This is a genomic window from Colwellia ponticola (assembly GCF_005885605.1).
GTDB classification, from domain to species: domain Bacteria; phylum Pseudomonadota; class Gammaproteobacteria; order Enterobacterales; family Alteromonadaceae; genus Colwellia; species Colwellia ponticola.
In genome coordinates this window covers 1-14,346 of sequence record NZ_SZVP01000023.1, presented here as the reverse complement: position 1 = coordinate 14,346, position 14,346 = coordinate 1, and the positions used below count along the sequence as shown (strand labels likewise).

12 protein-coding genes are annotated in these 14,346 nt (G+C 36.8%); 7 read left to right on the top strand and 5 right to left on the bottom strand.

Annotated features, from left to right (window positions below; genetic code table 11):
* The first annotated feature begins 362 nt into the window (after window positions 1–362).
* Window positions 363–1,106, top strand: a complete 744-nt coding sequence (locus FCS21_RS15535) for a hypothetical protein (RefSeq protein ID WP_138624450.1) — start codon at window positions 363–365, stop codon at window positions 1,104–1,106.
* A gap of 281 nt (window positions 1,107–1,387) precedes the next feature.
* Here FCS21_RS15535 and FCS21_RS15530 read toward each other — a convergent pair whose 3' ends face one another.
* From FCS21_RS15530 to aroQ, 4 genes are all read right to left on the bottom strand, one after another.
* Window positions 1,388–1,561: an oxidoreductase-like domain-containing protein gene (locus tag FCS21_RS15530; protein WP_138624449.1), complete on the bottom strand. Its 174-nt coding sequence runs from the start codon at window positions 1,559–1,561 to the stop codon at window positions 1,388–1,390.
* A gap of 117 nt (window positions 1,562–1,678) precedes the next feature.
* The gene (accC, locus tag FCS21_RS15525; RefSeq protein WP_138624448.1) at window positions 1,679–3,025 is read right to left on the bottom strand and encodes an acetyl-CoA carboxylase biotin carboxylase subunit; all 1,347 of its coding nucleotides are present in this window, start codon (window positions 3,023–3,025) and stop codon (window positions 1,679–1,681) included.
* 22 nt (window positions 3,026–3,047) lie between these two features.
* Entirely contained in the window at window positions 3,048–3,491 is a 444-nt protein-coding gene (accB, locus tag FCS21_RS15520; protein ID WP_138624447.1) for an acetyl-CoA carboxylase biotin carboxyl carrier protein, read from the bottom strand.
* A 124-nt stretch (window positions 3,492–3,615) separates the two neighbouring features.
* Window positions 3,616–4,074, bottom strand: coding sequence for a type II 3-dehydroquinate dehydratase (gene aroQ / locus FCS21_RS15515; protein ID WP_138624446.1), 459 nt, complete (start codon window positions 4,072–4,074; stop codon window positions 3,616–3,618).
* Between the two features lie 277 nt (window positions 4,075–4,351).
* Between aroQ and FCS21_RS15510 the strand changes: the two genes are divergently transcribed.
* The 3 genes from FCS21_RS15510 (at window position 4,352) to FCS21_RS15500 (ending at window position 8,609) form a co-directional block, all read left to right on the top strand.
* Window positions 4,352–4,858, top strand: a complete 507-nt coding sequence (locus tag FCS21_RS15510; RefSeq protein ID WP_187695303.1) for a hypothetical protein — start codon at window positions 4,352–4,354, stop codon at window positions 4,856–4,858.
* 100 nt (window positions 4,859–4,958) lie between these two features.
* Window positions 4,959–6,122, top strand: coding sequence for a hypothetical protein (locus FCS21_RS15505; RefSeq protein ID WP_187695302.1), 1,164 nt, complete (start codon window positions 4,959–4,961; stop codon window positions 6,120–6,122).
* Between the two features lie 24 nt (window positions 6,123–6,146).
* The gene (locus tag FCS21_RS15500) at window positions 6,147–8,609 is read left to right on the top strand and encodes a putative bifunctional diguanylate cyclase/phosphodiesterase (RefSeq protein ID WP_138624445.1); all 2,463 of its coding nucleotides are present in this window, start codon (window positions 6,147–6,149) and stop codon (window positions 8,607–8,609) included.
* A gap of 118 nt (window positions 8,610–8,727) precedes the next feature.
* Here FCS21_RS15500 and FCS21_RS15495 read toward each other — a convergent pair whose 3' ends face one another.
* Entirely contained in the window at window positions 8,728–10,584 is a 1,857-nt protein-coding gene (locus tag FCS21_RS15495) for a protein-disulfide reductase DsbD (protein ID WP_138624444.1), read from the bottom strand.
* 369 nt (window positions 10,585–10,953) lie between these two features.
* On the opposite strand from FCS21_RS15495, the gene FCS21_RS15490 reads away from it, so the two are divergent.
* The 3 genes from FCS21_RS15490 (at window position 10,954) to groL (ending at window position 13,810) form a co-directional block, all read left to right on the top strand.
* Window positions 10,954–11,460: an FxsA family protein gene (locus FCS21_RS15490; RefSeq protein ID WP_138624443.1), complete on the top strand. Its 507-nt coding sequence runs from the start codon at window positions 10,954–10,956 to the stop codon at window positions 11,458–11,460.
* A 216-nt stretch (window positions 11,461–11,676) separates the two neighbouring features.
* Complete coding sequence (locus tag FCS21_RS15485) at window positions 11,677–11,967, top strand: co-chaperone GroES (protein ID WP_138624442.1); 291 nt, start codon at window positions 11,677–11,679, stop codon at window positions 11,965–11,967.
* A 193-nt stretch (window positions 11,968–12,160) separates the two neighbouring features.
* Complete coding sequence (groL, locus tag FCS21_RS15480) at window positions 12,161–13,810, top strand: chaperonin GroEL (RefSeq protein ID WP_138624441.1); 1,650 nt, start codon at window positions 12,161–12,163, stop codon at window positions 13,808–13,810.
* Window positions 13,811–14,346: the final 536 nt, after the last annotated feature.

Sequence of the window (14,346 nt, the reverse complement as noted above, 5' to 3'; positions counted from 1 at the left end):
CTATAGTTTTATGCATTTTAAGAACTCTTTATAATCAAATTACGTGGTAATGATATATTAGCCTACGTTTTCGGGTGTAGGGGAGTCCAATTATCTACAAATCAAAGTTATCTGATTTGTATAACTGGATACTGAATCATAGTATTATTTAGCAATATATAATATCTGGTGACATGGTTATTTCGGTCTCGGATATATGCAATATTTTAGGAGTTAGCTTTTTCCTTTCGATATGTTTATTACCGAATAAACGTATCGAATGCTGAATGAGCGCTTAGTTGACGTAAGGGAATTTAAAATATTAATGTCTCCTTCGAATGCAGTGCTCTTCCTCATAATTATAAGAGTAGGATTTACTAGAAATGAAAAAAAATGCAAAAATCATCCTTGTTTTTTACGCTGTGCTTTTAATCAGTGCCTCTACTTTGTCTACACACGCACTCGCTGGCGATCTGCTTTATTCAAAAGGGTTCACTCAATCTCAGAGAGTTCAGGTAAAGGACTGTTTTAAGCAAGACATTACTTTCCCTTCGCAGGTTAACAAGCTTACTTCCGAAGGAGATATTGCCCTTACAGGAATGTACAAGCAGCGTGACGGCTATATGTTTATGACCATGACAAATGCTTACGGTAAGTGGATGAATTATTCCCCTCTACACTGTGATCTTCGCACCAAAGAAAAAAAAGAGGCCGATCGCAGATTAAGACAAAACCAAGAAAAAAAGAGAGCTATACAAATTAAACAAGAGCAACTTGCAAAGCAAGATCAAGATAGGGAAAAAGCTCTTCAAGCCAAGCTGGTAGCAGAAAAAAAAGTACAAAAAGAAAAAGAATTCAGAGAAAAAAAAGAGCTTAAGTCGAAGAATATGGCATATCGGAAATCTGACGTAAGAGAGCAATCTATTAGATGTAAAAATAAGTTGTTAGCAGAGATAAGCATTCCTAAAGACCCGAAATATAAAACTACAGGTGACATGAATGTTTCAAATAATATTATCACGATAAGAATCGAAATTGCTCAGTATAGAGATGGACTTAAACGTTCTATTACTAATCACTCCAAAACGTGTAAAGTGAAGCCAACTGAATTTCCTGCCAATTTCTAATATTTACGTTCACTTAATAAGTGTAAATATAATATGTGTTGTTTTTGTTTGGTATGTGTTGTAACTTATTGATTTTTATTGTTTTGACTATGGTCTTTTTGGGTCGGTGTATTTTGTTGGATTAAAATCTTACGGGTACTACCGTTCTAGGAAACGTATAATCTAAAACTGTAAATTTAAATAGTAAATTACAGTGATTAAACAAAAAACCCAGCATATTTGCTGGGTTTTTACTTTTACCGTTTCAGTAATCAACAGCGCTACTTTGTACGCTCATTGCGTTAAGGAGCTTTACTCGCTGCTTCAACTTGCTGTTGCTCTCTGATTTTAGCTTGTGCAATACGCCATTTTTGTAACTCAGCGTAGTAATGATCCCAAACACAAGGGTTACAGGCACCGCCGCCACAACAATCATCATCTGCTGGAGCTATTGGTTTTTCAAGAGGATATGACATAAGCGTTAACTCAAAATAAAGGGGGAAGTTTTGAGATTAGAATAACAAAAAAGCTCTGCGGTTGCAGAGCTTTTATTGAGTGTACCCTAGAGTACTTTTTATATCTTTACTTTGCTATTAATCAAATTCAGATAATCTTTGCTCTAGGTAATGGATGTTGGCGCCACCATTAATAAAGCCTTTGTCATTTAAAATACTTTTATGCAAAGCAATATTGGTTTTTATACCATCAATGACTAACTCAGATAAAGCATTGCGCATACGGGCAATGGCAACATCGCGATTATCACCCCAAGTAATTAATTTACCAATCATAGAGTCATAATGTGGCGGCACTGAGTAATCAGCATAAATATGTGAGTCCCAACGTACACCTAAACCACCTGGTGAATGGAAGCGCGTAATTTTGCCCGGTGAAGGAATAAAAGTACGAGGATCTTCAGCATTGATACGACACTCAATAGCATGACCAGAAATTTTTATATCGTCTTGTGTACAAGAAAGCGGTAAACCAGCAGCAATACGTAGCTGTTCTTTAATTAAATCAACACCCGTGATCATTTCAGTAACAGGGTGCTCAACCTGAATACGGGTATTCATTTCAATAAAGTAGAATTCACCGTTTTCATACAAGAACTCAAAAGTACCAGCACCGCGATAGTTAATCTCGATACAAGCATTACAACAACGTTCACCTATTCTGGCGCGCATTTCAGGCGTAATACCTGGTGCTGGAGCTTCTTCAACTACTTTTTGATGGCGTCGCTGCATTGAACAGTCACGTTCACCTAAGTGAATAGCATTACCTTTGCCATCAGCCATAATTTGAATTTCTACATGACGTGGATTCTCAAGGAATTTTTCCATGTAAACCATATCATTTTTAAAGATTGTGCCAGCTTCTTTTTTGGTTAATGCAATAGCATCAATTAAGTCTGCTTCGCTACGTACCACTCGCATACCACGACCACCACCACCGCCAGCTGCTTTAACAATAACTGGGTAGCCAATACGTTTAGCGTGTGCTTTGTTTGTGGCTTCATCGTCATTTAAAGGACCGTCAGAACCTGGTACACAAGGAACACCCGCCACTTTCATTGCTTTGATTGCGGCAACTTTATCACCCATTATACGGATGCTTTCTGCTTTAGGGCCGATAAAGGCAAAACCAGAGTTTTCAACTTGTTCGGCAAAGTCAGCGTTTTCAGCAAGAAAACCGTAACCAGGGTGAATAGCGACAGCGTTTGTTAATTCAGCAGCAGTAATGATTGCTGGAATATTAAGGTAGCTATCTGGCGCTGCTGCTTTACCAATACAAATAGTTTCATCAGCTAGTAAAACATGTTTAAGGCTTTTGTCAGCGGTTGAGTGCACAGCAACTGTTTTAATACCTAGTTCTTTACAAGCGCGTAATATTCTTAAGGCAATTTCGCCGCGATTGGCGATAACAACTTTATCTAACATGGAATAAACCTCTTGGTTGGGCTTATTCAATGATGAATAGCGGTTGGTCAAACTCAATAGCGTCTTCATTTTGAGCTAAAATTTCTTTAATAACACCTGATTTATCAGCTTCAATTTGGTTCATCATCTTCATTGCTTCAACAATACATAAAGTATCACCAGCATTAACATGTTTGCCTACTTCAGCAAATGGTGGTGTATCAGGTGAAGCTGATGCATAGAAAGTACCGACCATAGGTGAGCGAACAATATGGCCAGTTTGCACAGGAGCAGCAGTTTCAGCAGCTACAGGTGCAGCGGCTGGAGCTGGTTGCATAGCAGGTGCTGCTTGCATCATAGGTGCTTGTTGCATGGCTACAGCGCCACGGCTAATACGTACTGATTCTTCACCTTCAGAGATCTCTAGCTCGTTGATTCCAGACTCTTCAACCAGTTCGATAAGTTTTTTGATTTTGCGAATATCCATTGGGACACCTTAATTTGGGTTACTAAAATAATATTTTTAAAATATAGGTTAATGATAGTTCATTAACTATTGCGGTTTGTTATTTATTTATATGTACTAATTTATATAAATAAATAACTTTAAATTAATTAATCTGTGCTTTATTTAGGTAGCTATAGGCGGCGTCAAGCGCGAAACTATAACCTTGTGCGCCAAAGCCAGAAATAATACCTGTAGCAACATCAGACAAGTAGGAGTGCTTTCTAAATGTTTCACGCGCATGTACATTTGACAGGTGGACCTCTATAAAGGGTATACCTACAGAAAGTAGAGCATCTCTTAGGGCAATGCTTGTGTGTGTAAACGCAGCAGGGTTGATAATAATAAAGTCAACCTCTTGGTAAGCGTTGTGAATAGCGTTAATTAACTCATGTTCAGCATTGCTTTGTAGGTGCTGCAACTTGATATGCTTTTTATCAGCTTGTTGGCTAAGGTCAGTGATAATGTCAGACAAGCTTTGCTTGCCATAGATAGTAGGCTCTCGCATACCTAACATATTTAGATTTGGACCATTTAACACTAAAACTGTAAACTTTGCGTTCATCTTCTGCTAAAACACCATTAAAAAATAATAATGCTAATAATTACATAAAATGAAGGTGCTGTGAACAAAAAAATTTATATTTTACGGTTTTTTTTATTATTGACGATAATAGATATGTTTTCGAGGAATATAGCAGCAAAGTGCTGGTCATACCTCTTCAGGACAAAGTCAAAGTAAGGTAAATCTTTGATTATTTGTTGATTTGGGCTATTATTACGGCTTTGTTGCTATTACCACATTGATTTTACGATGATTTCCCTGCCTCAGTTCTGTTTTTATGAAGGAACCAGTTATTAAACATTATGCTCTTATTATTATGCTCATGTTTGCATGTCTTGTTACTTCACAAGTTATGGCTATTGAGATAGTTACTCACCACCAAGTCATTGATAGTCAATTGACTAAATCTCAACTACGACGAATTTATACTATGCGCCAATTACGTTGGAGTGATGATACTGTTATCAATGTCTTTGTGCTTCCTAACCAAGATGAGCTGCATCAACGTTTTGCCAAAGAATTATTGCAAATATTCCCCTATCAACTGAATCGTATCTGGCACAAGCTCACTTACTCTGGGTTAGGTGTTGCTCCGACTATTGTGTCCTCCCAACAAGAATTACTTCAGGCCATTATCAATACACCAGGTTCAATAGGCTATATAGAAAAAGATATGTTAATAACATTAGATGATAAGCAAGACACTATCAATCATAGTGAGCAGAATAAAGCGCAGCCAATTAGCGGCAAAGGAGTAGTTAATATTGTTAAAATTAAAAGCTAATACAGCTGTTTACCTAATACTTATAATCAAAAAGCTATCTAGTAGGAGGCACTTTTGTGTTCGCACAATATTGTGGGCCTTTTTATTTATCAGTACTTGTTTGAGCGTAACGCAAGCAACCGCAGAACATGGCTATATTAATGCACAAGATTTTCAATTACACGGTTTCATTTCTCAAGGTCTTATTGATGTTAATGGTAGTGACTTTGTCAATGATGATGGTGAATTATCTACGGAGTTAACTGAGCTAGGTCTAAACGCCTCATATCAATTAACCAATACGCTACGCTTTGCAGGCCAAGTCGTTTATTTAGATGGCGGTAACCGTTATGAAAAAGGTTTTCGAGTAGATTACGCCCTGATTGATTGGTCTGCTTATAATGACCAATATTGGCAGGCGAATGTTTATCTAGGGCGCTTTAAAAACAATCATTGGCTTTATTCTAGTTCACGAGTGGTTCCTTTTGCACGCCCTAGTATTATTTTACCACAATCAGTTTACTTTGACGGTTTTCGTGATATCGCCGTAGGTAGTGACGGTGCGGCAATAAAAATTAGCCACAGTAATGATACTTTAGGTAACTTCGATTTTACCTTAAGTTATGGTAGCTCGCCCATTTCTGATGAGCAAACCAATATTATTTTAGGGGACTTTGCTTTAGGTGAGGCAGAACAAGATTATGAAACACAGGGCAGTTTTTACTGGCAGCCGAGCTTTTCACCATGGCGCTTTGGCTTCTCTTTGCTTGACTCAGACTTTAACTATGAAAAAAACACTCAAGCTGACTTTTTTTATGATTCTAAATTTAGCTTGCAATTTTATACTATCAATGCGCTTTATGAAGGTGAAAAGTGGGAGTTTAGTGGTGAAATATACCAACAGCGCTTTGTGATGAATGGCTTTTATGAGCCAGATTATCATGTGGATAATATTGGACAAGGTTTTTACTTACAGTCGCGTTATAAAGTAAATAAAGCGTTAACGTTATTAGCGCGTTATGAAAATTTTTACCTAGATAAAGATGATAAAAACGGTAAGAAACTGGAGGAAAATAGTGCTGGTCAAGTGCCATATTACTTTGGTTTTCATAAAGATATGACTTTAGGCTTAAATTACGATATTACTAGTAATTTTAGTGCACGTATGGAATATCATTGGGTAAATGGTGCGGGTAGACTTACCCCTGTAGTGGTACCTAATAAACTCATTAATAATTCCGAAAATTGGCAGATGTGGGCCGTGCAACTCATGTACTGGTTTTAAGTACTACTTTTAAATAAAGATATTATGAATAAAAAATTTATCGGCGTACCAACAAAACTATTAATTTTAATCGTGTCAACTTTACTTTTGTTATCGTTAGGCTTCTCTTCGTTATCTTATTGGCGCTTACAAGCCGATTATCAAGAATTTCAACACAACAATATCACGCAAGGCCAAGTACAAGTAAATTTACATAATAATATTCTCCGTACAAAGCTCATTGTTTGGCTAGAGTCGTTTACCGATTTAATAAAACTATCAGAACAAAATAACTTTTCTAATTTAGCGATGCAGCTTGAGCAGCAGTATGATGCTTTACAGTTACACCTTAATGTAGAAGATATTTGGTTGGTTGATGATAAAGAAAATATCTTGTTTTCAACCAACGACTTCCCTCAAGTAGTACAAGATAACATTGCACAAGTGTTGAAGCTACAAGCGCCAGAACATCGCATATATTGTGCACAAAGTTGTCAATTATTATTGAGTTTACCTTTACTGAATAAGCAAGGGAACATGGTTGTTGTTACCATGAGTACTTCGCTTGTAGATATGTTATTTGCGTTAAAAACTACTTTAGACAGAGATGTTGCTATTATTAGTGTGCCGGTAACACATGAACAAGATATACAGCCTAGTTCAATTAATGTTATGTCGGCCTCAGATATGGCGTTAACGAATATGTTATTAGCGAAAGGGAAACCTTATTCAGCTTTTAATAAAGTACTAGAAAAAGGCGTGCAACTAGATTTAGAAAAGAGTAACTACTTATTTAATTTACTTACGTTATCAAAACAAGCCGATCATAATTTTTACCTCGCCCTTATTGATGATGTAACCCTATATAAAGCAAAAAATGATAATTACCAAAAACGCTTTATTCTTTCGTTAAGTCTTATTTTTATTTTACTAGCAGGTTTTGTTTACTTTATCTCAAGCCCGTTTACTAAACGATTGCTTTTACTGTCCAATGCCTTGCCGTTATTAGCGCAAAAAAAGTTTGATGAATTTCGCCAAGTTGAGTTGAAAAGACCACGGATGTTTGCCGATGAATTAGATATTTTAATAGACTCATCACAAGAGCTTAGTTTTGAGTTAGAACAACTTAATTTGGTGGTAGAGCAAAAAACCAAAGAATTAGAAAATATTGCCATGTACGACTTGCTTACAGGTTTACCTAACAGGAATATGCTTAATTATCAGTTGCGTAAGTCAATAGGTAATATTACTCGTTACAAAAATGGCGTTGCGGTACTTTTTCTTGATTTAGATGACTTTAAAAAGGTTAATGATAGTAATGGGCACAATATTGGCGACAAACTGCTGATTCAAGCAGCAGAGCGTGTTCGAATAAGTGTTCGTGAAGCTGACTTAGCTTGTCGCTTTGGTGGTGATGAATTTGTTATTGTTTTAAATCATCTTAGTGGCGTTGATGAAGCGATTAAAGTAGCAGAAAAAGTACTATTTCAGTTTAAAGAAGCGATTAAACTAGGAAGTAATATTTTCTATGTATCAACTAGTATAGGTATTGCTTACACTGAATCAGCTACAGAAAAAACCGATGACTTGATTAGTCATGCTGATATTGCCATGTATGAAGCCAAAGATAATGGTGGTAGTCAATATCATATATATCATCCAGAAATGTTTCAACGAGTTGCTCATCGAGTCATGCTTGAAGGTGAAGTAAGGCAGGCATTGGCTAAGCAACAGTTTAGTTTAAGCTTACAGCCACAAATATGTGCTAAAACTAAAAAATTATATGGTTTTGAAGCATTACTGCGTTGGCAGCATCCAGACCGAGGAATGATCTCACCAGAGGATTTTATCCCAATATTAGAAAACTCGCAGCATATGATTGAGTTAGGTTATTGGATTATCCGACGCTGTTTTGAGTTAGCCATACAATTAAAAAAATATGGCTTAGCCGATGTGCGTATTGCCATTAACTTATCTGCGGGACAATTTCTTGATATTAATTTACCCCGATTTTTAAGTGATTTACTGGTTGAATTTTCATTAACCGCAAAAAGCTTTGAGTTGGAGTTAACAGAACAAACGCTTGTTAAAGATATGGATCACACTATTGCGATGATGGAATCTTTAAAAAGGATAGGTTTTACTTTTGCCATTGATGATTTTGGTACAGGCTATTCGTCGTTAGCTTATTTAAAGAAAATGCCTGTTGATGTCATTAAAATAGACAAAAGTTTTATTTTTGGCATGTTAGAAAATCATTCTGACTTTCAAATTATTACATCTACTATTGCTATGGTGAAAAACTTAGGCTTAATAGTGGTTGCTGAAGGTGTTGAAACACAAGCACAATTGCGTAGTTTAACAGAGAATGACTGTGATATTATTCAAGGATATTACTACTCAAAACCTATTCCTGAAAAAGAGCTCTTTCTTTCATTAGATAAACAAACTACCGGTGGTTATTGGCGAGTGCCAAAGGCAATAAGTGAAAATGTTTGGAATGAGTAGTCTCTTATGACTTATTTGTTGAGTGACTAGGCTAATAGCCTAGTTAATTAGTTAATCAGCCATTTTATTGAGGCTGACCAACTAATCAACTCTGCAGCTTTAAGTCATTATATCAGTGCTACTTAAAGGTTGACCTAACATGAGCACTAAACTCAGCGGCATCCATAAAGCCGGTAGTGCGTTGTTTAGTCAGTTCATTTCCCTGTAAATCAAAAAATAAAATAGAGGGTAAGCCGAAAACACTATAATGCTTTGCCAGTTCAGCATTGGCGTTCGAATCAAAATCTGTCATATCAATTTGTAGCCAAACACTGTTGGCTAGTGCTTGCTGCACTGAAGCATCTACAAAGGTATATTTTTCAAACTCTTTACAAGCAATACACCAATCAGCATATAAATCTACCATCACGGTTTTGCCTTGAGTATTCGCCGCCATCACTTCACTTTTTAGCTCCGCTAACGAGGTCACCTGCTTAAATGTGGCATGTTGAACTTCATTAGTCGTTATATTTTTACCGGGAAAAACTAATTGGTAGACCATATTAGCGCCAAAAAACAGCATTAAAAATATAACTAAAGAACGTACACCATACCAAAAACCTTTTTCTTGTGGTGTTTTTTGTGATGTAACATGATTTTGGTTAGCAACATAAAAGTAACTCGCACTGGCTAATAATAATAAAGCCCATAATGCTTGGCTGGCCACTTCAGGAATAAAACGCTCGAGTAAAAATATTGGTACGGCTAATAATAATAAACCAAAGATATTTTTGATTATATTCATCCAAGCACCTGCTTTAGGCAGTAACTTGCCGCCAGAGCTACCTAACACTAATAATGGTAAGCCCATACCTAAACTTAACGCATATAATGCTGAGGCACCGAGCACAACATCGCCTGTTTGAGAAATATATAGCAAAGCCCCCGTTAATGGTGCCGTAGTACAAGGCGAGGCTACCAGCCCTGAAATAACGCCCATCATTAATACGCCAGTAATCGAACCACCTTTTTGTTTGTTACTGATGTTATTTAATTTGTTTTGCCAACTGGTGGGTAATGCTAAGTTAAAGACACCAAACATAGAAAGGGCTAAAAAGATAAACAAAACACTTAAGCTAATAAGCACGTAAGGGTGTTGAAACAGGGCTTGAAATTTTGCGCCTGCTAACGCAACAACAATACCTAATAAAGTATAAGTAATCGCCATACCTTGCACATAAATAAAAGATAAAGTGAATGCTTTTTTGGTGGTTAACCCTTTACCTTGACCGACAATAATACCTGTTAAAATAGGGTACATAGGGAACACACAAGGTGTAAATGATAGTAATAAACCACCGACAAAAAAGGCAATTAACGTAAGTAATAAACTTTCTTGTTTGAGCATGTCAGATAACTGATGTTGCTCACTTTCTTGAGTACCACTTTGGTTGTTTGCGGCATTATTATTACCGCTAACCGTACTGTTGTTCGTTAACGACGACGAGTTATTAATAGATAAAGCACTGGTAACAAATTGGCTTAGCTCTATTACCTTGCTTTCTGGCGCATAACATAAGCCTTTTGCAGCACAGCCTTGATAAGTTACTTTGATACTGGCATCACTTGATACTTGCTCAAGGTTAACGGTGAACGTTAATTGCTCAGTAAATATTTTTTGTACACCAAAAAATTCATCTTCATGATCTATACCTTCAGGTAATAAAACGGGCATGAATTTAATATTTTCACCGGCAAACTTAAATTGATGTCGGTAAAGGTAATAATCAGGAGCGATATCGAAACTAATCTCTAATAGGTTATTTTTTTGATGAAAATTTAACGCGAACGCTTGGTCAACTTTCAAAAACTCATCATCATTACTAAATAAATTAGTATTTGAAATATCAAAAATAGATTTTTTTTCTACTGCTTGAGCAGGGTGAAAAGTAAAAACTGCTAACATTACAAAGCATAGGGATAGTAAAATTTTCATTAAGCCTACTTCAAAAAATAAGTGATCCAGTGTAAATCATGCTTATTACCTTGCTGGATATTCAAGGTAATCATATCAACACGTTATACGTGTATATTAGGTTTATGGTTTATTTGATCATTGGTAAGGTGACCAATTTACTTTTATTAGCTAATTCTTATATAAAACCAATGCATATTAAGTGATACCGCTTTTTTACTCAATCGCTTTGCTGTTACTACAAGTTACCTAACGCGATTGATACATTATATACCTTGAGTATTAAGAAAAACTTATCGCAAATGTCGCTACGTTGCTATAGATAAAATATTGACCTTGAAAAAGACCTGTTAAACCCAATATAAGTTTCATAGAAATTAAGGAATCATTATGTTTCAATTATTGTTTGTACTTTTTATTATTATTCCCATCATCGAAATCACGGTGATTATGCAGGTCGGTGCTTTACTTGGACTTTGGCCAACGGTCGCTATTGTTATTCTTAGCGCATGGTTAGGGGCTAAGTATGTACGTCAGCAAGGTTTAGCCACGCTGCAATCGGTACAAACTAAAATGGCGCAAGGTGAAATGCCATCGGGTGAAATAGTGACCGGGTTAATGTTATTAGTTGCGGGTGTTTTATTAGTAACACCAGGTTTTGTTACTGATATTTTTGGTTTATTACTACTGATACCCGGTGTGCGCGCCGCCATTGGTAGAAAGGTTCAAGCCCATATTAAGGTGAATCAATTTGGCGCGAGTGCTTCTTTTCATCAAGAGGCAACGGGTAATGTTTATGAACATGAAAAAACAGCGGATCCTTTTACTTCACCACCAGAGTCTATTTCACATCACCAAGGTGAAACCTTAGAAGGAGAATTTAAACGCAAAGATTAACAACACCCATGCCTAAGACCAAGAGTATAATACTTAATTTATAAGCTAATTTTTTTAATTTTGCACTTGTGAAGGATTTTTTTACCCCCACTTCTATTAGCAACAATCTAGTTGTTAATGATGACTAGTATCGTCACTAAATATTTAGCTAAATAATGAAACATTTAACTAGATAAATAACTAATTAATTAAATAAGTAATCTCAGGAGAGAATTAATGAGCATTCGTCCACTACATGATCGTGTTATTGTTAAACGTAAAGACGTAGAGTCAAAATCTGAAGGCGGTATCGTATTAATGGGTAGCGCTGCTGAAAAATCTACTCGTGCTGAAGTTATTGCCGTAGGTAATGGCCGTATTTTAGAAAATGGTGAAGTACGTCCTCTAGATGTTAAAGTTGGCGATCAAGTTATCTTCAGTGAAGGCTACGGCATTAAAACTGAAAAAATTGATGGTGAAGAAGTACTAATTCTTTCTGAAAGCGATATCTTAGCAATCGTCGAATAATTTATAGCTTAACTTGTCGCTACTAGCACACAATAGCGGCATCAAAAGTGCTCACTGACTACCGTCAGCTCCGCGCTTTTTCTTTGCTCTTGAGCCTATTAGCTTAAAGTAAAGCCAAAATATTAACTAAACACAATTTTAAATACGATATTTGAAATTGTGATAATAACCAAAATTATAGGAATTAAATAACATGGCTGCAAAAGATGTATTATTTGGTAATGACGCACGCGTAAAAATGCTTAAAGGCGTAAACATATTAGCCGACGCAGTAAAAGTCACTTTAGGCCCTAAAGGCCGTAATGTGGTAATCGACAAATCTTTTGGTGGTCCAATTATCACTAAAGATGGTGTTTCTGTTGCCAAAGAAATCGAATTAGAAGATAAATTCGAAAACATGGGCGCACAAATGGTGAAAGAAGTTGCTTCTAAAGCTAATGATGAAGCGGGTGACGGTACCACTACGGCGACAGTTTTAGCACAAGCTATTGTTAACGAAGGCTTAAAATCTATTGCTGCGGGTATGAACCCAATGGATCTTAAACGTGGTATCGACAAAGCGGTTATTGCAGCCGTTGAAGCCTTAAAAAACTCATCTACACCAGTTACTGATAACAAAGCGATTGAGCAAGTTGGTACTATCTCTGCTAACTCTGATGAAACTGTTGGTAAAATCATTGCTACCGCAATGGATAAAGTAGGCACAGAAGGTGTTATTACGGTTGAAGAAGGCCAAGCACTAACTGACGAACTTGACGTTGTTGAAGGTATGCAGTTTGACCGTGGTTACTTATCACCATACTTCATTAACAAGCAAGAAAATGGCACGGTTGAATTAGAAAACCCATTTATCTTACTTGTTGATAAAAAAATCTCTAACATCCGTGAATTATTAACAACACTTGAAGGCGTTGCTAAAGCGGGTAAACCACTATTAATTATTGCTGAAGACGTTGAAGGCGAAGCATTAGCGACATTAGTTGTTAATAACATGCGTGGCATCGTTAAAGTTGCTGCGGTTAAAGCACCAGGTTTTGGTGATCGACGTAAAGCAATGTTACAAGACGTTGCTACGTTAACGGCGGGTACCGTTGTTTCTGAAGAAATCGGCATGGAACTTGAAAAAGTTACCTTAGAAGATTTAGGTCAAGCAAAACGTGTTGTTATCTCTAAAGACACTACTATCATTATTGATGGTATTGGTGATGATGCTGACATTCAAGCGCGTGTTTCACAAATTCGTGGTCAAATTGAAGAGTCTTCTTCAGACTACGATAAAGAAAAATTACAAGAACGTTTAGCTAAGTTAGCTGGCGGTGTTGCGGTTATCAAAATTGGTGCTGCAACTGAAATGGAAATGAAAGAGAAAAAAGCCCGTGTTGAAGATGCATTACATGCAACGCGCGCAGCCGTTGAAGAAGGTGTTGTTGCTGGTGGTGGTGTTGCATTAATACGCGCTGCTGATGCCATTAGAAACCTAGAAGGCATTAACGAAGATCAAACTCACGGTATTAACGTTGCTATTCGTGCTATGGAAGCACCACTTCGTCAAATCGTAGCTAACTGTGGTGACGAACCGTCAGTGGTATTAAACGAAGTACGTAACGGCAAAGGTAACTACGGTTACAATGCAGGTAACAGTACTTACGGCGATATGATTGAGATGGGTATTTTAGACCCAACTAAAGTAACGCGCTCAGCATTACAATTTGCTGCCTCAGTTGCTGGTTTAATGCTAACCACTGAAGCAATGATCACTGATGCACCGGTAAAAGACTCTGGTGCTATGCCTGATATGAGTGGTATGGGCGGTGGTATGGGTGGCATGGGCGGCATGATGTAATTTATGCTTGTCTAAATTGCTAATTTCATCGTTGCTTTATAGTTCGTTTAAGAAACACTAAACGTCACTATAAAGCGCCTTGAACTAAACAATTTATCCTGCGCATAAATAGCATTAGCTACTTGACGCTTTAAATATAAAACCTGCTTCGGCAGGTTTTTTTATGTCTGATTAAATTGCCTACTTCATCGTTGCTTTATAGTTCGTTTAAGAAACACTAAACGTCACTATAAAGCGCCTTGAACTAAACAATTTGTCCTGCGCATAAATAGCATTAGCTACTTAACGCTTAACGATTAAAACCTGCTTCGGCAGGTTTTTTTATGGCTGATTAAATTGGCCTACTTCATCGTTGCTTTATAGTTCGTTTAAGAAACACTAAACGTCACTATAAAGCGCCTTGAACTAAACAATTTGTCCTGCGCATAAATAGCATTTGACGTGGTTTAATGGATTCGACTACCCCAGTTAAGACATAATAAGCTTAACTGGAGAACAGAAATGGCAAAACGTAAAAAATATACCAAAGAATTTAA